Genomic DNA, 20,478 nt, shown 5'->3' on the forward strand with positions numbered 1-20,478 from the left:
ATTTTTTTAGTTGTTTTGAGCGCGATAGCGGAAATTGAAGAAGACAAAAATACCGAGTGCAATCATAGCTAATGCCGCGCCACTAAAGCCTATATATTCAAGACCAATGTGATGAGCGATTTGATTACCAAATAGTGCGCCTGCACCAATACCAGCATTAAAAATACCGGAATAAATGGCACTTGCTACGTCCGTTGCATCAGGAGCAAGTTGTAGTACGCGCATTTGTAATGCGAGTCCGATACAAGAGATGCCAATACCCCAAATAAAAGCAAGGGTAAACATCGTGGCGGTATAACTCGCAGAGGCAAGCATAAATGTTAAAGATATAGTCAGTAAAATCATTGCCCCACTGATAAATTGAGTTGGACCGAAACGGTATAAGCGGTTAAATATCACACTTGCGGTAATGCCAGAAACCCCAAAAACTAACAAAATTATCGTTGCAAGATTTGGATCGAGTTCGCCGATTTGAACCATAAAGGGTTCAATGTAGGTATAAGCGGTAAAATGTGCTGAAACAATGATTACCGTTGTAGCATAAAGTCCAATTAGTAATGGACGTTTTGCTAAAATCGGCAGACTAGATAACGAGCCTGCATTTTTACTTGGTAGATTTGGTAATAAACGCATAATAAATACCATCACAACCAAAGCTAATGCGGCAATGATTGCGAAAGTAATACGCCAACCAACTAATTGACCGACTAAACGGCCTAATGGTAAGCCTAAAATAGTCGCAAGGGATGTACCGATAGCGAGCATACCAATGGCTTGTGTTTTCTTATTCTTCGGTGCCACACGCATCACTAATGATGCGGTAATTGCCCAGAAGAGTGAATGCGCTACTGCAATACACATACGAGCAATTAGCAGAATCCAATAATTCCATGCAATGACCGAGATAATATGACCGATGATAAAAATGACGAAAAGTTTCAGTAATAAGCCTTTACGTTCCATATCGCCTGTCGCGAGCATGGCGGGTAAAGACATGATCATGACAGTCCAAGCATAAACGGTCATCATTAAACCCACATCGGAGCTTTGCATATCAAAACTTTGTCCGATGTCTGTGAGTAACGCAACTGGCACAAATTCCGTGGTGTTAAAAATAAAAGCGGCGCAAGCCATGATAACTACGCGCCAATATTTAGTTCTTTCTGCTTTCTGATAAAATGACATTATTTTAATTTCTCTTTAATTAATTCTTTCAATTGATGACGAAAGTTTTGGTCAATATTCACCTTATATTGTGGTGAGTAGCAACTATCGAAAAAGCGAATAGGCAATGCCAGCTTTTTGTATTTTTCGTTAGTGGATCTTAAGGTTAAATTGACATCACATTGTACATTATCTAAATCAATGGCTCCAGAACCTTCACCTAAAAGTGCGGTTGTTTTTAAGTTCATTTTATCTACTTTAAGCAAGTGATTCTCGAATGAAAGACGCGACTCTAAACGCTCGTAAGGCGTATTCATATTTCTACTTGCGGTTAAATCGCTGTTGTAATTAATCGGTAAATACTGTGCTGCCATATCCAATAAGTTCAATCCTAAAATTTCACCATTTTGAGCATCGAAATAGAATTCCCCTTTGGTGAGTTCTGAATTGGTTAGGGCGAGTTGGATATTAAAATCAGCATTACCTGTTAATGTATTAGGGAAGTTTAGCAAGGCGATAAGTTGCGCCATTGGGAAATTTTTACCAGAAAAATTGACCGCACTTTGTAGATCTTTATGACTAAATTTAAAGGTGGCTAAACAATTCTGGCAATCAGGTTGCAAATAGGCATTGATGGTTTTAACTGGTTTTGAAAAATCAACATAAGTTTCGATATAACCGAGTGGCTGTTGATTTAAACGGGCATTAACAAATTGAATCAAATTCTTGCCTTGATGGTTTAGGTTAATATTTCCCTTGCTGAATGCAAATTGATATTGCGTGTTTGTGCCATAAAGTGGTTTATAAAGAGAAAGAGTAACCGCACTTTCACCTTTAAATGCAATGTTTTGGTTAAAAATATTTTTAAGTGAAAAATCAGTAAAACGGCCATGAATATTGGCATGGTTTAAGGCTTGTTCACTCAGTTTAAAATGAGTGATTTGGATTTCTTCTAAAATCGGATTGCCTGATAAAAGCGGGAAGAGCGCAAATTTAGCGTCAATGTTTTCAGCTGAAAGTTGATGGTATTTCAAACCCGATAAATTTACCGTTGGTTGAGGTATAAGGCTTAGTGAAAAATCATGTGCTTGAATATCGTATTGCGTTAAATGATCGGCAATACTATTTTTCAGTTGATTAAGTTGAATGTAGAAAAAAGCAAAGATCGAAAACAGCACGATCAACAGGCTAATTGCGATCTTTTTCATTGATTAATCCTCATTAATTCGGCTCGCTACCGCATTTTGCTGATGTTTATATTTCGCATCTTTACGGCTGATGTAAGGACGAGCTGCTGGGCCACTTAATACTTCAAAACTTAAAGCACCAATCACCATATTTGGACGCAATGCTAAAGGTAATTTGCCGGAGTTGTAGAATTCCAACACAATTTTGCCTTCCCAACCTGGATCAATACGATGAGCGGTAACATGCACCATTAAGCCTAAACGAGCAAGTGAAGAACGACCATCTAGCCAACCGATAATATTGGCAGGGAGTTTCACTGACTCCAATGTGGTTGCTAATGCCAACATACCAGGGTGTAAGAAGAAGGCTTCATCATCACCGATAATAATTTCGTCACTCATCACTGATTCAAGTTGAGCAGAGACTTCTTCTTTCGGGCCACTTAAATCAATATAAGGCGCGGAATGTTCACGAAATACGCGAAATGAATTGCCTAAACGCACATCAATGGTTGCCCCATTGATTTTATCATTTTCAGGACGAGGCGTTAAAGAAATAATGCCATCATCTAGATAGCGTTCGATATCGGTATCGCAAAGACGCATGATTTTTCCTATTTTTGGTTTAATAAATGAAGAATTTGAGCTTTTAACATATTAATCGCAATACGGTTTTTACCGCCGCGAGGAATCACGATATCCGCATATTGTTTTGATGGCTCGATAAATTGTAAGAACATTGGACGAACAGTTGCACGATATTGATCAATAACAGATTGTAACGAACGGCCTCGTTCTTCCATATCACGTTGTAAACGGCGGATAAAGCAAATATCTAATGGGGTATCCACGAATACAGAAATATCGGCTAATTGGCGAACTCGCTCATCAGTAAGCAATAAGATCCCTTCTAAAATCACAATTTTTTTCGGCGTGAAGTGTTTGGTTTCGCCTGTTCTGGTGTGATCAACATAACTATAGACAGGAATATCTACGGCGGTTCCGTTTTTTAAGTCTTTTAAGTGTTGAATGAGTAAATCTCTATCCATTGAACTTGGGTGGTCATAATTGGTTTTTACTCGCTCACTCATCTCTAAATGGCTTTGATCTTTATAGTAGCTGTCTTCAGCAATAATGCCGATTTCTTCACAACCTAAGTCGTTACAAAGTTCTTTATGAACGGTGGAAGCAATAGAGCTTTTTCCTGAAGCGGATGCCCCCGTGATAGCGATGATAATACAAGATGAGTCTGACATAGAACGTCCTCAAAAACGGAAGGTAAAAATTACAAGGATTATAAAGAAAAATCAGTTTAAATTCATCTTTCTTTTTTATTTAAATTTTTTAAATTTGTGAAGTAGTTCACGGAATTTTTTTTCGTTTTCGCTTACGATGTGCTCGTTTTTATTATTTCATCAGTGTTATTTATGAGGAGTGTACGATGAAAATGAATAAAATTTCTCTCTCCATTTCAACCGCACTTTTAGCTGCAGGCTTCATGACATCATCAGCTGTTAATGCTCAAGGGCGTTTAGTGGTGTATTGTAGTGCGACTAACATTCTTTGTGAAACGACAACTAAAGCCTTTGGCGAAAAATATGATGTGAAAACCTCATTTATTCGCAACGGTTCAGGCAGTACTTTTGCAAAAGTTGAAGCGGAAAAAAATAACCCACAAGCAGACGTTTGGTTTGGTGGTACATTCGACCCTCAAGCACAAGCTGCAGAGTTAGGTTTAATCGAACCTTATAAATCTAAACACATTGATGAAATTGTTGAGCGTTTCCGTGATCCAGCGAAAACCAAAGGACATTATGTCTCTGCGATTTACATGGGTATCTTAGGTTTTGGTGTGAATACCGAGCGTTTAGCAAAATTAGGTATTAAAGAAGTCCCAAAATGCTGGAAAGATTTAACTGATCCTCGCTTAAAAGGCGAAGTGCAAATTGCTGACCCACAAAGTGCAGGTACAGCTTACACTGCATTGGCAACTTTCGTTCAGCTTTGGGGCGAAGAAAAAGCCTTTGATTTCTTAAAAGCATTACATCCAAACGTATCTCAATACACCAAATCAGGTGTCACCCCGTCTCGTAATGCGGCACGTGGTGAAACTGCGGTAGGTATCGGTTTCTTACACGATTATGCACTTGAAAAACGTCAAGGTGCGCCGTTGGAATTAGTGGTGCCTTGTGAGGGTACTGGCTATGAGTTAGGTGGTGTAAGTATCTTAAAAGGTGCGCGTAACATCGATAACGCAAAATTATTCGTGGATTGGGCATTATCTAAAGAAGGTCAAGAGTTAGCGTGGAAACAAGGTGACTCTTTACAAATCTTAACCAACACCACAGCGGAACAATCGCCAACAGCGTTTGATCCAAACAAACTTAACCTGATCAATTATGACTTTGAAAAATACGGTGCAACCGAACAACGCAAAGCCTTAATCGAAAAATGGGTTCAAGACGTTAAGTTAGCGAAATAGTGTTTAAAGTGCGGTTGAAAAACATGAGATTTTTGACCGCACTTTTGCCATTTTAGCCCCACTAGATAGGTTTTTAGGTGGGTTTCTACGATGAGCGTATCAGCTCATCTTATTTTATAAACACAGGAGTGAACCAATGAAAATGTCTAACGTTGCTTTAGCACTTTCTGGTGTTGTATTTGGTGGCGTGTTGCTAAGTTCTCACGCATCTGCTGTAGAAGGTCGTTTAGTGGTGTATTGTAGTGCACAAAATACGATGTGCGAGCAAGAAACCATGGCTTTTGAGAAAAAATACGGTATTAAAACCAGTTTTATCCGTGGTGGAACAGGAACAATTTTAGCCAAAATTGATGCTGAAAAAGATAACCCTCAAGGGGATGTATGGTATGGCGGTACGCTTGATCCTCATTCTCAAGCGGGTGAAATGGGCTTACTTGAAGCGTATAAGTCACCAAATCTCGCGCAAATTCCTGAACAGTTTAGAGATCCCGCTAAAATTAAGGGCAACTATTCCTCCGCGATTTATCTCGGTGTATTAGGCTTTGGTATCAATCCAGAACGTTTGAAAAAACTCAATTTACCGACACCAAAATGTTGGAAAGATCTAGCTGATCCTGCTTATCGTAATGAGATCCAAGCAGCCGATCCACAAAGTTCTGGAACTGGTTATACTCAGTTAGCGACCTATATCCAACTTTGGGGTGAAGATGAAGCGTTCAAATATCTCAAAGAACTCAATAAAAACGTTTCCCAATATACTAAATCCGGTAACACGGCAACCCGTAATACAGCACGTGGTGAAACCGCAATCGGAATTGGTTTTTTACATGAATATTCTTTAGAGAAAGCCAAAGGTGCACCAGTGGAATTAGTCGTACCTTGCGAAGGTACAGGCTATGAAATTGGTGGCGTGAGCATTATTAAAGGTGCAAGAAACCTTGAAAATGCGAAATTATTTGTGGATTGGGCGTTATCAAAAGAAGCGCAAGAGTTAACCTGGAAAAAAGGGGAAGCGTATTCTATTTTAACCAATAGTACCGCTGAGCAATCGCCTTATGCACTCGATTTTAAATCCATCAATTTAATTAATTATGATTTTGACAAATACGGCTCAAGTGATTTACGTAAACGTTTGATCACAAAATGGGTTGATGATGTTAAATTAGCAAAATAATGATGTATACATAGCGAAATAATAGCTATTATATTATTTCGCTTTTTTCTTTTATGCGAGGTTGTATGAACGCAAATAAACTTCCTATTATCCAATCTGCTAACTTTTGGATAATTCTTGCTGTAATTGCATTTCTTCTTCTGCCTTCCCACGCTTTAGATTATGGCTTGTTTGAAAGCACAAGCGATGAATACTTAGGTGCAATGGGTTGGTCTTCGTTAAATATTACGGCATTATGGTTTTTACCGGTTATTTTATACGGATTGATGCCACTTCTTAAATTACCGAAGGATACGCAAGCGAAAGCTGAGCTGTATCTTATTGCAGCAGCGACATTATTTATCTTTGTCAGTGCGACAATTTATAAAGTCAGCATGGGTTATTCTGTGATTGTATTAATCGCAAGTTTAACTGCATTGGCGACATTTTCCTTCGCGAAATTAAAAGTAATGCAAGGGGATAAATTTATTATTGCCTCTTTACTTTGCATTATCTTATTAATTTTCTTCTTCATCGTTTATCCAACATTGGCGATCTTTGTATCCATGTTTTATGACGGTGATACCTTTGCACCACAACAAGTGATGCGAATTTTGACTCAAAGCTATATTGTACGTGTTATTAGTAACTCGCTATTCTTGTCTGGCTTTGTAGGAATCGTATCAACGATTTTCGGTTTGGCATTTGCACTTTATACCACCCGTATTGCACGTAGAACGGCATTCATTGGTAAAATTTTCTCTATTTTACCAATCGTCACACCACCGTTTGTTGTGGGTTTAGGGGTAACATTAATGCTTGGCCGTTCTGGTTATGTGACAGAGTTCTTATCCACAACATTTGGATTTGAGAACCACAACTGGTTATACGGCTTTAACGGAATTGCCATTGCGCAGATTCTTGCTTTTGCGCCGATTTCATTCATGATTTTAGATGGGGCATTAAAATCGGTTCACCCATCAATTGAAGAAGCGTCTTACACCTTACGTGCAAATCGTTACCAAACATTCTTTAATATCATTTTCCCATTATTGCGTCCGGCATTGGCAAACTCATTCTTAATCGTGTTTATCCAATCCTTAGCGGACTTTAGTAACCCGTTAGTATTGGGCGGTAGCTTTGACGTAATTGCAACGCAAATCTACTTCTATATCGCAGGCTCACAATTAGATTACGCGTCAGCAAGTACTTTAGGTTCGATGCTTTTAATCTTCTCATTAGCCGTATTTATCATCCAATATATTTGGATTGGTAACCGCTCTTATGTGACCGTTTCGGGGAAATCCTATCGTGGTGACGTGCAAGATTTACCAACCGGCTTAAAATATACCATCATCGGTATGCTTGGTTTCTGGGTACTCTTTAACTTAGCGTTATACGGCAGTATTTTCTACGGTAGTTTCACCGTAAACTGGGGCGTAGATTACACCTTAACCTTGAAAAACTATGCAATGTTATTCGGACAAGGCTTAAGCGATGGGGCATGGCCATCATTGATTAATACCTTAATCTACGCAGGAATTGCCGCACCATTGACCGCACTTTTCGGTTTATTAATTGCGTATATTGTGGTGCGTAAAGATTTCCAAGGTAAAAAATCTCTTGAGTTCTTAACCATGCTTTGTTTTGCGGTACCAGGAACCGTTGCAGGGGTATCTTATATTTTAGCCTTTAACAATGCGCCACTTTATATTACGGGTACTAGCATTATCGTGATCATCTCAATGGTAATGCGTGATTTACCAATCGGTATGCGTGCAGCCATTGCAGGTCTTGGTCAATTAGATAAATCACTTGATGAAGCGTCTCTTTCTTTAAAAGGTAGCTCATGGAAAACCTTGTGGTTTATCGTTTTACCATTGTTAAAACCAGCGTTACTTTCTGCATTGGTCACCAGCTTCGTTCGTGCGATGACTACCGTGAGTGCGATCATCTTTTTAGTTACTGCTGATACACGCGTAGCAACAGCCTATATTTTAAACCGTGTAGAAGACGGTGAATATGGTGTTGCTATCGCATACGGTTCGATTTTAATCATCGTGATGATGGCTATTATTTTATTCTTTGACTGGATTGTGGGTGATACCCGAATTTCCCGTTCTAAAGCGAAAAAAATGAATTAACTCGTTAAGTTGTAGGTAAATATTATGAGTAATAATGATTTCTTAGTATTAAAAAATATCACTAAATCTTTTGGTAAATCCACAGTCATTGATAATTTAGATTTAACCATTAAACGTGGCACTATGGTGACCTTATTAGGGCCATCTGGTTGTGGTAAAACCACTGTGTTACGTTTGGTGGCAGGCTTAGAGAACCCAACTTCAGGACAAATTTTTATCGATGGTGAAGATGTAACCAAATCATCTATTCAAAATCGTGATATTTGTATCGTATTCCAATCTTACGCTTTATTCCCACATATGAGCATTGGCGATAACGTGGGCTATGGTTTACGTATGCAAGGTGTGGGAAAAGAAGAACGCGCTAAACGTGTAAAAGAAGCCTTAGAGTTAGTTGATTTAGCAGGTTTTGAAGATCGTTTTGTGGATCAGATTTCAGGTGGTCAACAACAACGCGTCGCTTTAGCGCGTGCGTTAGTGTTAAAACCGAAAGTATTACTTTTTGATGAACCATTAAGTAACTTAGATGCAAACTTACGTCGTTCTATGCGTGAAAAAATCCGTGAATTACAACAAAGTTTAGGTATTACCTCGCTTTATGTGACTCACGACCAAACCGAAGCATTTGCGGTATCCGATGAAGTTATTGTCATGAATAAAGGTAAAATCATGCAAAAAGCACCGGCAAAAGAGCTTTATTTGCGTCCAAACTCTTTATTCCTTGCAAACTTCATGGGGGAATCGAGCATCTTTGAAGGTAAATTGGAAAATAACACCATTGACGTAAATGGCTACAAATTACCATTAAGCAATGCGGCACAATTCAATTTACCAGATGGTGAATGCTTAGTAGGCGTACGTCCTGAAGCAATTTACTTAAAAGCAGAAGGCGAGGCAGCACAACAATGTGAAATCAAGAGTGCAGTCTATATGGGAAATCACTGGGAAGTGGTGGCAATTTGGGCAGGCAAAGAATTGCTCATTAACACCAAACCAGAAGACTTCAATGCTGATCTCAAACAAGCTTATGTGAATTTCTCTGAACAAGGTATTTTCTTATTGAAGAAAGAGAAATAATACCAATTTAAAGGCGTATGGAAGCATACGCCTTTTCTTTTAAAACCCTTTCAAAATTGACCGCACTTTTCCTTTCATTTTATTTTTCCTAACAGATCTGTATAATACTACCCTTTGAATATAAACGATTACTGGAGGAAAGCATGATAAAACCTGATACTTTACCGCAATTTTTGCGTAATAAAGTCGAGGAAAATGATGCCTTTGGTCTTGTGGAAGGGCTGTGTCAATTATTACGTAGTAGCCCTACAGAAAAAATTTCTCCAACCTTACATTTATTTAAGTTTATCTTAAAGAACGATAAAGAATTAGGCTGTTCTGTTTCGAAATTATTATGTGGTTGGTTATGTGGTTTACGCCTTTACCCGTTGTTTATTAGTAGTGGTATTCTTACGCGTGGCGGTTTTGGGCAAGAAATGAAAACGCGTATTTATGAGCGTTTTAATCCTTCTTTTAAAGATATTAATGATTTACGTGATATTTTTTATTTATTATTTAGCGATAAAAATGATGCACGCTGGATTGATGCAGTCCCATTAAAAACGTGGCGAGGCGTATTTGGCGTTTTAACCCGTTATACAGAACAAAAAGATCGTGAACGTTTAAAAAATCATATTGAAAGTGAAGGGTTATTTGCCATTGAGATGCTTTCAATTTGGATTGCAGCTGAAGATATGGATCCTGAGCTGATGCGAATGGAACCCTCTCTGTTGAATGCGGATTCACCTTTTGTTGCTTTACACCATGAGGTGGTTGATTGGGTAGCGGCGCGTCGCCAATCAATAGATTTTGATGATAGCCATTTACAGGTAATGTTTGATCAATGTAAGGCATTGATTATTGGCTTACAGAAACGTGGGGCAGTAGTGGGGTCTTCCTTAAATACAGCGTATTTATTGGAGCGTCTTTCTCAGACCTTAGAACGATTAGAAACGTTGATGGCAATTTTTGTTTCAAATCGCTATTTACCGCGTCGAATATTGTTATTAACCGGCTGTTTTGCCCGCGCAGCAGCAGAAAAACATAGCATCACCCGATTATGGAAACAAAGCTCAAGATTAATTTCACGTAGCATTACCCAAAATGCGGGCGATCATGGCGAGCATTACATTACTCGAGATAAAAAAGAGTATTGGGCAATGTTTTACTCTGCGGCAGGTGGTGGTGTATTGATTGCACTAATGGCGTTATTTAAAACCTATTTAGGCAGCATTATTGATGATAAAGTCTGGAAAAGTCTTGCCGAAGGTTTAAATTACGGCTTCGGTTTTATGGTGATCTTTATGTTGCATTTCACGGTTGCAACCAAACAGCCAGCCATGACAGCTGCTCGTTTTGCTGAGGCAGTAGAGAAAAATCCACAAGGCAAAACATTAAATATGAAATTAGCCCAGTTATTAGTGGATGTATTTCGTTCCCAAAGCGTGGCCGTTTTAGGCAATGTAGTAGTTGCTATGGGATTAGCGGCATTAATTGCTTTTGTTTATCAACATCAAACAGGTGAGCCATTGATGAATTCAGAGAAAATAGCCTATCAATTACACCGTATTGATCCTTTAGATGGTTCTTTATGGTTCGCAGCTATTGCAGGTGTATGGTTATTCTGCTCCGGAATTATTTCTGGCTATTTTGATAATCGTAGCAATTATTTGAATATGCGCATGCGTTTAGCACAACATCCGTTATTAAAAAAATTGATGTCTGAGAAGTCTCGCGTTAAATTTGCTAATTATATGCATGAGAATTATGGTTCGCTTATTGGTAACTTCTGTTTTGGTATGTTACTTGGGCTTACCGGTTTAGTGGGATATTTAACTCATCTCCCGTTAGATATTCGTCATGTTGCATTTTCATCAGCGAATTTAGGATATAGTGCAGTCAGTGGACAATTTGCCTATCCATTCTTTTTACAATGCATTGCTTTTGTGTTGCTGATTGGTTTAGTGAATTTAATGGTCAGTTTTTCATTGACACTTTGGGTCGCACTGCGCTCTTTAAATACGGAAATTGACAGCTGGTGGGCAATTTGGCATGAAGTTTGTCAAATTGTGAAAAAACGACCATTGAGCTTATTTTTTCCCGTTCAATTAGATAAATAATCGTCTTAAGTGCGGTCAAAAATATCAACGTTTTTGACCGCACTTTCTTTTCGGCAAATTTAATTTGCGTTATTATGTTGCTCATCTAATGCTATAACTTTATGAATTATTCTAATGAAACCCACATTTCTTGAACTTCGTCACCTAAGAACCTTGCTTGCTTTAAAGGAAACGGGCAGCGTCTCGATGGCGGCAAAACGTGTTTATTTAACACAATCGGCACTTTCTCATCAAATTAAGTTAATGGAAGAGCAATTCGGTTTACCTCTTTTTGAGCGTAAAAGTAATCCATTGCGTTTTACTGCTGCAGGCGATCGTTTGATTCGTCTTGCTAATGAAATTCTTCCGAAAGTGATTGATGCAGAACGTGAGCTCGCACGCGTAAAACACGGTGATGCAGGGCAGTTAAGAATTGCAGTAGAGTGTCATACTTGTTTCGACTGGTTAATGCCAGCGATGGATGAGTTTCGTCAGCATTGGAGTCTAGTGGAATTGGATATCGTCTCAGGTTTCCATACTGATCCTGTAGGATTGTTATTGTCTCATCGTGCAGATTGGGCGATTGTGTCAGACGTTGAACAAAATGATGATGTTTTGTTTAAACCACTATTTTCTTATGAAATGGTGGGGATTTGCTCTAAAGATCATCCATTAGCGAATAAAGAGGTTTGGCAGGCGGAAGATTTTGCTGAGGAAACTTGGGTAACCTATCCCGTGCCTGATGATATGTTAGATTTATATCGTCAAGTGTTGAAACCGAAAGGTATTAATCCGCCACGTCGTACGACAGAGCTAACGATCGCCTTGATCCAGTTAGTGGCGAGTCGTCGGGGTATTGCTACCGTGCCTTATTGGGCTGCCTTGCCTTATTTAGAAAAAGGATATGTAGTGGCACGCAAAATTACAGAAGAAGGGTTGTACAGTAACCTTTATGCAGCAATTCGTAAAGAAGATGCCAATTTAGCTTATATCGAAGATTTCCATCAAACAGTAAAAGCACAAAGTTTTTCGACCTTACCTGGTTTGTCTGTTTTAGAGTTGTAGTAGGTCAATATGTCAGAAGTGGTGACAGAAAATCCCATCAAAGCCGCAGCAAAAGCGGCATTTCCTTACAGCATGCCAATGCTTGCCGGCTTTTTATTTTTAGGCATTGCATATGGCATTTACATGAAAGCACTTGGATTCGGTGTTTGGTTCCCTGTTGCAATGGCAGCACTCATTTATGCGGGCTCCGTTGAATTTATTGCTGCTGCAGCATTAGTCATGCCTTTTTCGCCTTTAAGTGTCGCATTAGTTACGCTGATGGTAAGTGGTCGTCAGATTTTTTATGCCATTTCCATGCTAGAAAAATATGGTGCTCAAATTGGGAAAAAACGTTGGTATTTAATTAGTACTCTAGTAGATGAAAGTTTTTCCCTGAACTATATGGCGAAAATCCCCGATCATTTAGATAAAGGCTGGTACATGTTCTTTGTTAGTTTTTATCTGCACGTTTATTGGGTCGTCGGTGCGGGATTAGGCAACCTATTTGGTTCAATCCTACCTTTTGATTTAAAAGGCGTAGAGTTTGCTATGACCGCACTTTTCCTTGTAATCTTTGCCGAAAACTGGCTAAAAGAAAAATCTCACGAAAGTTCATTGTTAGGTTTAGGCGTAGCTTTTGCATCTCTGTTAATTGTGGGGAAAGAACACTTTTTAGTGCCAACGCTAATCAGTATCTGGATTCTATTAACGATACGACGTCCTAAACTTTCATCTAAATTGGAGGCACTAAAATGACATTGATGGAACAGATTATTACCATTGTGATTTGTATTTTGTGCGTGCAATTTACCCGATTATTACCTTTCTGGATCTTTCCCGCCAATCGTCCGATTCCGGAATATGTTCGTTATTTAGGTAAAGTATTACCTGCCGCGATGTTTGGAATGTTAGTAGTGTATTGCTATAAAAATGTGGATGTGTTGAGTAGTTATCACGGCTTGCCCGATTTTATTGCGGGAGCTTTGGTATTGGGGTTACATTTCTGGAAAAAGAACATGTTTCTTTCTATCTCGGCAGGCACAATTTTTTATATGTTTTTAGTGCAAAAAGTCTTTATCTAAGCGAATGTTGAGCGAAATAAAAATTTCTTGATATTGCAATCGGTTGCCTTTATTTCGCCTCTTTTCCTCAATTCCAAAATCTTTTATGATGCCGCCTCCAATCATTGTTGACGGAGAGATTTATGGAATTTAATTTCATCGAATTATTAGGTTATTTGGCAACATTTTTTGTAGCCGCGTCTTTTTTATTTAAATCGATTGTTCACTTGAGAGTTGTTAATGCAATTGGAGCGGTACTTTTTGTCGTTTACAGTTTGATCATCAAATCTTATCCAGTTGCGCTTCTAAACGCATTCTTAGTTTTCGTTAACTTATATCAACTTTATCGTTTGAAAAAAGAGCAGCCGGCATCAAAAGTGCTTAAATAATTGACCGCACTTTTCCACGATTTACCCCCATATTTGATATAAGGCAATCACCAGTGGCATAGTAAACATACAAAGTAGCGTCGTTACACCATAGATGGCGCTGGCTTTCTGTGGATTATTGTTATAAATCACCGCCATTTGTGTCACAGTTGAAGCGGATGGGCTCGTGGTTGCTAAAAAGCTAATCAACACAATAATTTCCCCTTTTTCAGCCCAATGTACAAACCCAATCAGTTTTATTAATACCAATAATGCAATCGGAATAAGTAACAAGCGCAAAAGTGTGACTAAATAAATGCGTTTGGATGATACGATGCTCCGTAAAGGAATTGCCGCAATCAGCATACCCGCAACAAGCATGGCATTCGGACCAATAAACAAGCCAATCGAAGAGAGTGTACCATTGATAATACTTGGTAATTTTATTTGAAAAGCAAATAAAAATGCTCCGACGAGAATTGACCAAATATTGATGTTTTTGGCAATCATCTTCAAGGATAAATTTCCTTTTCCTACAATAATCAAACGGCAATGCGTCCAAAATAGAAAGGTTTGCACCACAATAAAACAGCTGGCGTAAATGACCCATTCTTTGCCAAATAACGACATCACAATCGGAATAATTAAGTTACCAGAATTGGAATAAATGGAAGTGGCATGTTCAATAGGATCAAGGTTTAATAGGCGCTTTAACAGACTGCCAATAATAATCAGAATAACCTGAAGAAACACCGCCATAAGCAGTGAAAGCTGTAAACCTTGCAAGATTTCAGGCGTGTAATCAATTTGAAAGGCTTCAATCATTACCGCTGGACTAATGACATAAAGCCCAATAACGGAAAGCGTCTTGCTATCTTCAGATTTTAATAATTTTGATTTAACCAACCCATAACCAATAAGTACAATGAGTGTCAGTTCAATAATTTTAGTGCCGAGTAAAAATGCGATATCCATAGTGAATTTTGATGAGAGAAGTTGTTGTTATAAAAGAAGAAAAGGGCAAAATAATTTGCCCTTTAAATTGATTTAGGTTACTCCCATTCGATCGTTGCTGGTGGTTTTCCGCTAATGTCGTACACGACGCGGGAAATGCCATTCACTTCGTTAATGATACGATTAGACACTTTGCCTAATAAATCATAAGGTAAATGCGCCCAATGTGCGGTCATAAAATCGATGGTTTCTACCGCACGTAGTGAGATAACCCAATCGTATTTACGGCCATCGCCCATGACGCCAACAGATTTCACCGGTAAGAACACGCTGAAAGCTTGACTGGTTTTTTCATACCAACCACTGTTGCGTAATTCTTCGATAAAGATTGCATCCGCACGGCGTAATAAATCGCAGTATTCTTTTTTCACTTCGCCTAATACACGCACGCCTAAACCTGGACCAGGGAATGGGTGACGGTTGATCATTTCAGCCGGTAAGCCTAATGCTAAACCGATTTTACGTACTTCGTCTTTAAACAATTCACGTAACGGTTCTACTAAGCCAAGTTTCATATAGTCTGGTAAGCCACCTACGTTGTGGTGTGATTTAATCACATGTGCTTTACCGGTTTTGCTTGCTGCAGATTCGATGACATCAGGGTAGATCGTGCCTTGTGCCAACCATTTCACGTTGGTGAGTTTTTTCGATTCATCATCGAATACATCCACGAATACTTTACCGATAATTTTGCGTTTTGCTTCAGGATCCGATACACCTGCAAGCTCACCTAAGAAACGGCTTTCCGCATCAACTCGGGTAATGTTCAAGCCGAATTTATCGCCAAACATTTCCATTACTTGATCGCCTTCGTGTAAGCGGAGTAAACCGTTATCCACGAATACACAGTGTAAGTTTTTGCCGATAGCACGGTGTAAAAGTAATGCAACCACAGAAGAGTCCACACCACCAGATAAACCTAAAATCACTTCATCATCGCCCACTTGCTCTTTAATGCGAGCAACGGCATCTTCGATAATGTTTTCTGCTGTCCATTTGGTTTCGCAACCACAAATGTTCACCACGAAATTCATTAATAATTCCAAGCCTTTTTTAGTATGGGTCACTTCTGGGTGGAATTGTACGCCGTAGAAACGACGATTTTCGTCAGACATCGCGGCAATTGGGCAGGTTGGAGTCGTACCGGTAACTTGGAAGTTTTCAGGTAAACGAGTTACTTTATCGCCATGGCTCATCCATACATCCAATTTGCTGTCACCATCATTTAAATGAGCGAAAAGTGCGGTCGGATTATCCATTAAAACCGATGCATAGCCGAATTCACGATGATCAGAGGTTTCAGTTAAACCGCCAAGTTGCATCGCCATTGTTTGCATACCGTAACAAATACCCAAGACAGGCACGCCTGCGTTAAATACATATTCAGGTGCACGCGGGCTGTTTTCTTCAGTGGTACTTTCTGGACCACCAGAAAGGATAATACCATCTGGATTAAATTCACGGATTTGTTCTTCAGTCACATCCCATGCCCAAAGTTCGCAGTACACACCGATTTCACGCACACGACGCGCAATCAGTTGAGTATATTGTGAACCGAAGTCGAGGATCAGAATTTTATGGTTGTGGATATTTGTCATTTTTTACCTTATGTTAGTTTGACGTGGTCATATTGATGTAGGTTCCACCTTGACCATCGCTGATATATTTAATTTTAAATACTTCAGTTTGATTACAGCCTTTTACTGTCCAAGTTTCATATGCTGAATCAACAGTAGATGTTTTAGGGTTAATTTTTGCATCATTGATCTGAGTATGAATTTGTTTTGGCGTACAATTATGGATTGCTCTAAAAGCCAGATTGATATTACGTTCAGTATCTGATTTTAGTAAAGAACTTGCCGTTGTTTCTCCCGTATAAGTTGGTCCGAAAAGCGCACAACTTGATATGATAAACGGAATGAGTAATGCTAGTTTTTTCATTTCAGTCCTTTTAGTTGCCTAAAATATTTCAAAAGAGCGGTTAAATAAACCGCTCTTTTTATCAATTAGCCCATACGATAGTTTGGCGCTTCTTTAGTAATAGTTACATCGTGAACATGGCTTTCTTTAATACCCGCACCACTGATGCGGACGAATTCTGCTTTCGTGCGTAATTCTTCGATGGTTGCGCAGCCAGTTAAGCCCATGCAAGAACGCAAGCCACCCATTTGTTGGTGGATGATTTCTTTTAAGTAACCTTTGTATGGAATACGGCCTTCGATACCTTCTGGTACGAGTTTGTCTGCCGCGTTATCAGATTGGAAATAACGGTCTGATGAGCCTTTCGCCATGGCACCTAATGAACCCATACCACGGTAAGATTTAAACGCACGACCTTGATAAAGTTCGATTTCACCTGGCGCTTCTTCAGTACCAGCGAACATAGAACCAACCATCACACAGCTTGCGCCTGCAGCGATAGCTTTTGCAATATCACCAGAGAAACGGATACCACCGTCCGCGATAACTGGAATACCACGTTCTTTTAATGCAGCCGCTGCATCTGCGATAGCGGTGATTTGTGGCACACCTACACCGGTTACGATACGAGTAGTACAAATAGAACCAGGACCAATACCTACTTTCACCGCGCTTGCGCCTGCGTCAGCTAATGCGATTGCACCTTCAGCTGTTGCGACGTTACCCGCAACGATAGGTAAGTTTGGATATTTTGCACGCGTTTCACGAACACGTTGTAACACACCTTCAGAGTGACCGTGAGAAGAGTCGATTAACAACACATCTACGCCAGCTTTCACTAAAGCATCAATACGTTCTTCGTTACCTGGACCAGCACCGACAGCCGCACCGACACGTAAACGACCGAATTCGTCTTTACATGCATTTGGTTTTTGTTCTGCTTTTTGGAAGTCTTTAACGGTGATCATGCCTTTTAATTTGAAAGCATCATCTACAACAAGCACTTTCTCTACGCGGTTTTGATGCATTAATTCTAAAATTGTTTCACGGCTTGCACCTTCTTTTACGGTGACTAAGTCTTCTTTTTTCGTCATTAATTGTGAAACAGTTTTACTTAAATCTTTTACGAAGCGCGTGTCACGGCCAGTGATGATACCGATTAAGTTGTTTTCACCGTCTACAACAGGGTAGCCTGCGAAGCCGTTTTTCTTCACCATTTCAGCAAGTGCTGCAAGGGTTAAATCTGGCGAAACAGTCACAGGTTCAGAAACAATACCACTTTCGAATTTTTTCACTTTACGAACACGATCCGCTTGGCGTTCGATCGTCATGTTTTTATGAATAAACCCGATACCACCTTCTTGTGCTAAAGAGATCGCTAATTTGGTTTCTGTGACAGTATCCATCGCAGCAGAAAGCATAGGAATATTTAAGCGAATTTCTTTGGTGAGTTGAGTTGAGAGGTTAGCTGTGTTCGGAAGAACAGTTGAATGAGCGGGGACGAGTAGAACGTCGTCAAAAGTCAGAGCTTCTTGTTTGATTCTAAGCATGGCAATATCTCACTGTTAAGAATTGTGTTAAAAAATATTGCGGCGGGATTATACAGATTTTTCATGTGCTTGAAAATGAATTTTTTCGCTTTTATGGTAAGATTTGCCAAGGTTTTTATAAGAAGGAATAAATATGCCATCATTATTGGATTGTTTGTCTGATTGCCAACCTAAAGTGCGGTCAGATTTGATGTCGTTTTTAAAATTAGATTCAGATGAATTAGTGCAAGAGATAGCATTACTGCGAGAGGTGGGATTAAATATTCAAGAAGAAAATAATGTTTGTCAGCTTGTGCCAGAGATGCCGTTATTAAATCCGCAAGCAATTTCGACCGCACTTTCACCTTATTCCGTGTATTATCATCGAACCATTTCTTCAACAAATGAATTTATAACGAATCAAATTAACCAATTAAAAAAAGGTGATTTGTGTTTGGCAGAATATCAAACAGCAGGGCGGGGACGTCGTGGTCGCCAATGGCTTTCACCGTTTGCAGGGCAGTTAATTTTCAGTTTTTATTGGACTATCGATCCTAAAAAAGCATTGGATGGATTAAGTTTGGTGATTGGTTTAGCCATTGCTGAAGCGTTAAATGCAAAAGTGAAATGGCCAAATGATATTTTGCTTTCAGGTCGAAAGCTTGGTGGTATCTTGGTGGAGATCATCAATCACAAGAATGGGTTGCTTAATTTAGTGGTTGGTATTGGGATCAATGTAAAATTACCACAATCAACCGAAATTAGTCAGCCGTATGCGCAGCTAACCGAACAGGATCCAGATATAGATCGTGAAAAGATCCTTATTAAAGTGATTCAACGTATTTATTCTCGATTAGCTCAATTTGAAGAAAAGGGCATTGATGAGGAATTTATGCAACAATGGATAAACCATAATGAATTTTTTGGTGATGAAGTGAACGTCTTTACTGAGCAAGGCGCGATTTCTGGTATAGAGCAGGGGATTGACAACCGCGGTTATTTAAAAGTCATAACCGATGAAGGCGAGCGGTATTTTAATGCCGGAGAGGTTTCTTTAAGAAGGAAGTAAACAAAAAGTGCGGTCAAAATTAACCGCACTTTATATATGTATGCTAAACCACTTTCTGAATAAGCGCTGAAATGTCATCTGCAAATTTTTCATCTCTTGCCATTTTCTCAATTTCCTCTGCAGAATATTTTTCACCGTTATACACAGCAACAATACTGAGATCATTAGGTTGCAAGAAATGCGTTTCACCGAACTCGGTATAACGGGTGGCGCCAATACTAATAATAGCCTGTTTCGGATAGTTTGCTTGTTCTAATAAAGAAGCAATATGATTCATTGGTCCCTCATCGGGTTGATTATTCATTCTATCGACGATCCAATCTAATAATTGTTGGTGGAAATAGCTATAACCGATAGCGGAGCTGTCAATACCATACGTATTGAGCTCGCTATTTCTTTTATGGAAGCAAGCGATACGATATTGATCAATTTCACTTCCCTTAATAAAGGAAGAAAGTGGAATAAGTTTTGATGAAATACCTTTACTTGCCGCTCCCCAGTTTTTCTTTTCACAGATTTTTTTCGCATTAGGACGACGAATAGAGCAGTCATTATAGGCTGCAAAATAGCGCGGAATAATTTTCTCAACTTGCTTTCCTTTATAGATTAGATCACAAATAAGTGCAATTTCAGGCTCAATTTGCAGATTATCAGCACCTTGTGGAAAATTAATTTGATTGTGACTTAAAGGAAAGGTAGAAAGAAAGCCGGCTTTTTCGCTTGGCACATAAAACGGGAAAATCGCTTTGGGTTGAATGGCATTTTCTGTTTTTACTTGAGTGAAATCAGCCGCCTCGCCGGCTTGTTCCAAATGTCCCGCAAAATTTCCGGCTACACCGAAACCAATCATTTGTTCAAAATTCATAAAGACCTCATTAGATTGCTTACTCTTTTTGGGGTAATTTACCTTGAATGTTGAACAAAGACAATTCGCTTTGATGATTAAACCATCAGACAGTAAAAAAATTGAATTTTTTTATAAAAAAGCACTTGCAAAGAATTCTGAAAGTCCTATAATACGCCCCACACAACGACGCGCTGTTGTGAATCTTAAGAAAAACCAGTGCGTCGTTCTTTTTTGCTCTTTAACAATATATCAGACAATCTGTGTGGGCACTTGTTGATTGACTTGTTTTAAAAATATTTTTTAATTTTGAAGTCTTAATAGGTGCTAACTAGAAATTCATA

The 20,478-nt window shown here is 39.1% G+C and carries 19 protein-coding genes; 10 read left to right on the forward strand and 9 right to left on the reverse strand.

Going from position 1 to position 20,478, the window contains the following annotated elements; genetic code table 11:
• Window positions 1-6: 6 nt before the first annotated feature.
• From AC979_RS00520 to udk, 4 genes are read right to left on the reverse strand one after another with little or no spacing between them, the layout of a single operon-like run.
• On the reverse strand, window positions 7-1,185 hold the full coding sequence (locus AC979_RS00520) for a sugar transporter (protein ID WP_049372426.1): 1,179 nt from the start codon (window positions 1,183-1,185) through the stop codon (window positions 7-9).
• Window positions 1,185-2,372, reverse strand: a complete 1,188-nt coding sequence (locus AC979_RS00525; protein ID WP_049372427.1) for an AsmA-like C-terminal region-containing protein — start codon at window positions 2,370-2,372, stop codon at window positions 1,185-1,187. The genes AC979_RS00520 and AC979_RS00525 overlap by 1 nt, the downstream gene beginning before the upstream one ends.
• A 3-nt stretch (window positions 2,373-2,375) precedes the next feature.
• Entirely contained in the window at window positions 2,376-2,957 is a 582-nt protein-coding gene (gene dcd, locus AC979_RS00530; RefSeq protein ID WP_049370185.1) for a dCTP deaminase, read from the reverse strand.
• Window positions 2,958-2,965: 8 nt separating this feature from the next.
• Window positions 2,966-3,607: a uridine kinase gene (gene udk / locus AC979_RS00535; protein ID WP_049372428.1), complete on the reverse strand. Its 642-nt coding sequence runs from the start codon at window positions 3,605-3,607 to the stop codon at window positions 2,966-2,968.
• A gap of 185 nt (window positions 3,608-3,792) precedes the next feature.
• Here udk and AC979_RS00540 point away from each other — a divergent pair, with 185 nt between their 5' ends.
• From AC979_RS00540 to AC979_RS00580, 9 genes are all read left to right on the forward strand, one after another.
• Window positions 3,793-4,833 carry an ABC transporter substrate-binding protein gene (locus AC979_RS00540; protein ID WP_005697792.1) on the forward strand — a complete coding sequence of 347 codons (1,041 nt, stop codon included), beginning with the start codon at window positions 3,793-3,795 and terminating at the stop codon, window positions 4,831-4,833.
• Between the two features lie 136 nt (window positions 4,834-4,969).
• Window positions 4,970-6,007 carry an ABC transporter substrate-binding protein gene (locus AC979_RS00545; protein WP_049372429.1) on the forward strand — a complete coding sequence of 346 codons (1,038 nt, stop codon included), beginning with the start codon at window positions 4,970-4,972 and terminating at the stop codon, window positions 6,005-6,007.
• Window positions 6,008-6,072: 65 nt separating this feature from the next.
• On the forward strand, window positions 6,073-8,130 hold the full coding sequence (locus AC979_RS00550; RefSeq protein WP_049372430.1) for an ABC transporter permease: 2,058 nt from the start codon (window positions 6,073-6,075) through the stop codon (window positions 8,128-8,130).
• Window positions 8,131-8,154: 24 nt separating this feature from the next.
• The gene (gene fbpC, locus AC979_RS00555) at window positions 8,155-9,207 is read left to right on the forward strand and encodes a ferric ABC transporter ATP-binding protein (RefSeq protein WP_005696376.1); all 1,053 of its coding nucleotides are present in this window, start codon (window positions 8,155-8,157) and stop codon (window positions 9,205-9,207) included.
• Window positions 9,208-9,350: 143 nt separating this feature from the next.
• Entirely contained in the window at window positions 9,351-11,306 is a 1,956-nt protein-coding gene (locus tag AC979_RS00560) for a site-specific recombinase (protein WP_049372431.1), read from the forward strand.
• Between the two features lie 114 nt (window positions 11,307-11,420).
• Window positions 11,421-12,350: a LysR family transcriptional regulator gene (locus AC979_RS00565; protein WP_049372432.1), complete on the forward strand. Its 930-nt coding sequence runs from the start codon at window positions 11,421-11,423 to the stop codon at window positions 12,348-12,350.
• A gap of 9 nt (window positions 12,351-12,359) precedes the next feature.
• Window positions 12,360-13,085, forward strand: a complete 726-nt coding sequence (azlC, locus tag AC979_RS00570) for an azaleucine resistance protein AzlC (protein ID WP_049372433.1) — start codon at window positions 12,360-12,362, stop codon at window positions 13,083-13,085.
• A complete protein-coding gene (locus AC979_RS00575) occupies window positions 13,082-13,411 on the forward strand; it encodes a branched-chain amino acid transporter permease (RefSeq protein WP_049372434.1) in 330 nt (109 codons plus the stop codon). Before azlC ends, AC979_RS00575 begins: the two co-directional genes overlap by 4 nt.
• 122 nt (window positions 13,412-13,533) lie before the next feature.
• Complete coding sequence (locus AC979_RS00580) at window positions 13,534-13,779, forward strand: YgjV family protein (RefSeq protein ID WP_014065152.1); 246 nt, start codon at window positions 13,534-13,536, stop codon at window positions 13,777-13,779.
• Between the two features lie 21 nt (window positions 13,780-13,800).
• Here the strand turns inward: AC979_RS00580 and AC979_RS00585 are convergent, their stop codons facing one another.
• The 4 genes from AC979_RS00585 to guaB all read right to left on the reverse strand — a co-directional run bounded on the left by AC979_RS00585 (window position 13,801) and on the right by guaB (window position 18,242).
• Entirely contained in the window at window positions 13,801-14,733 is a 933-nt protein-coding gene (locus tag AC979_RS00585; protein ID WP_014065153.1) for an AEC family transporter, read from the reverse strand.
• Between the two features lie 77 nt (window positions 14,734-14,810).
• Complete coding sequence (guaA, locus tag AC979_RS00590; RefSeq protein ID WP_049372435.1) at window positions 14,811-16,370, reverse strand: glutamine-hydrolyzing GMP synthase; 1,560 nt, start codon at window positions 16,368-16,370, stop codon at window positions 14,811-14,813.
• Window positions 16,371-16,383: 13 nt separating this feature from the next.
• On the reverse strand, window positions 16,384-16,713 hold the full coding sequence (locus AC979_RS00595) for a hypothetical protein (protein ID WP_049365428.1): 330 nt from the start codon (window positions 16,711-16,713) through the stop codon (window positions 16,384-16,386).
• A gap of 65 nt (window positions 16,714-16,778) precedes the next feature.
• The gene (gene guaB, locus AC979_RS00600) at window positions 16,779-18,242 is read right to left on the reverse strand and encodes an IMP dehydrogenase (protein ID WP_049372436.1); all 1,464 of its coding nucleotides are present in this window, start codon (window positions 18,240-18,242) and stop codon (window positions 16,779-16,781) included.
• A 133-nt stretch (window positions 18,243-18,375) separates the two neighbouring features.
• On the opposite strand from guaB, the gene birA reads away from it, so the two are divergent.
• On the forward strand, window positions 18,376-19,290 hold the full coding sequence (gene birA, locus AC979_RS00605) for a bifunctional biotin--[acetyl-CoA-carboxylase] ligase/biotin operon repressor BirA (RefSeq protein ID WP_049372437.1): 915 nt from the start codon (window positions 18,376-18,378) through the stop codon (window positions 19,288-19,290).
• 43 nt (window positions 19,291-19,333) lie between these two features.
• Here birA and AC979_RS00610 read toward each other — a convergent pair whose 3' ends face one another.
• The gene (locus AC979_RS00610) at window positions 19,334-20,155 is read right to left on the reverse strand and encodes a DUF5718 family protein (RefSeq protein WP_049372438.1); all 822 of its coding nucleotides are present in this window, start codon (window positions 20,153-20,155) and stop codon (window positions 19,334-19,336) included.
• Between the last annotated feature and the right edge of the window lie 323 nt (window positions 20,156-20,478).

The organism is Parahaemophilus parainfluenzae (genome assembly GCF_001053575.1).
In the GTDB taxonomy this organism is placed as follows: Bacteria; Pseudomonadota; Gammaproteobacteria; order Enterobacterales; family Pasteurellaceae; genus Haemophilus_D; species Haemophilus_D parainfluenzae_S.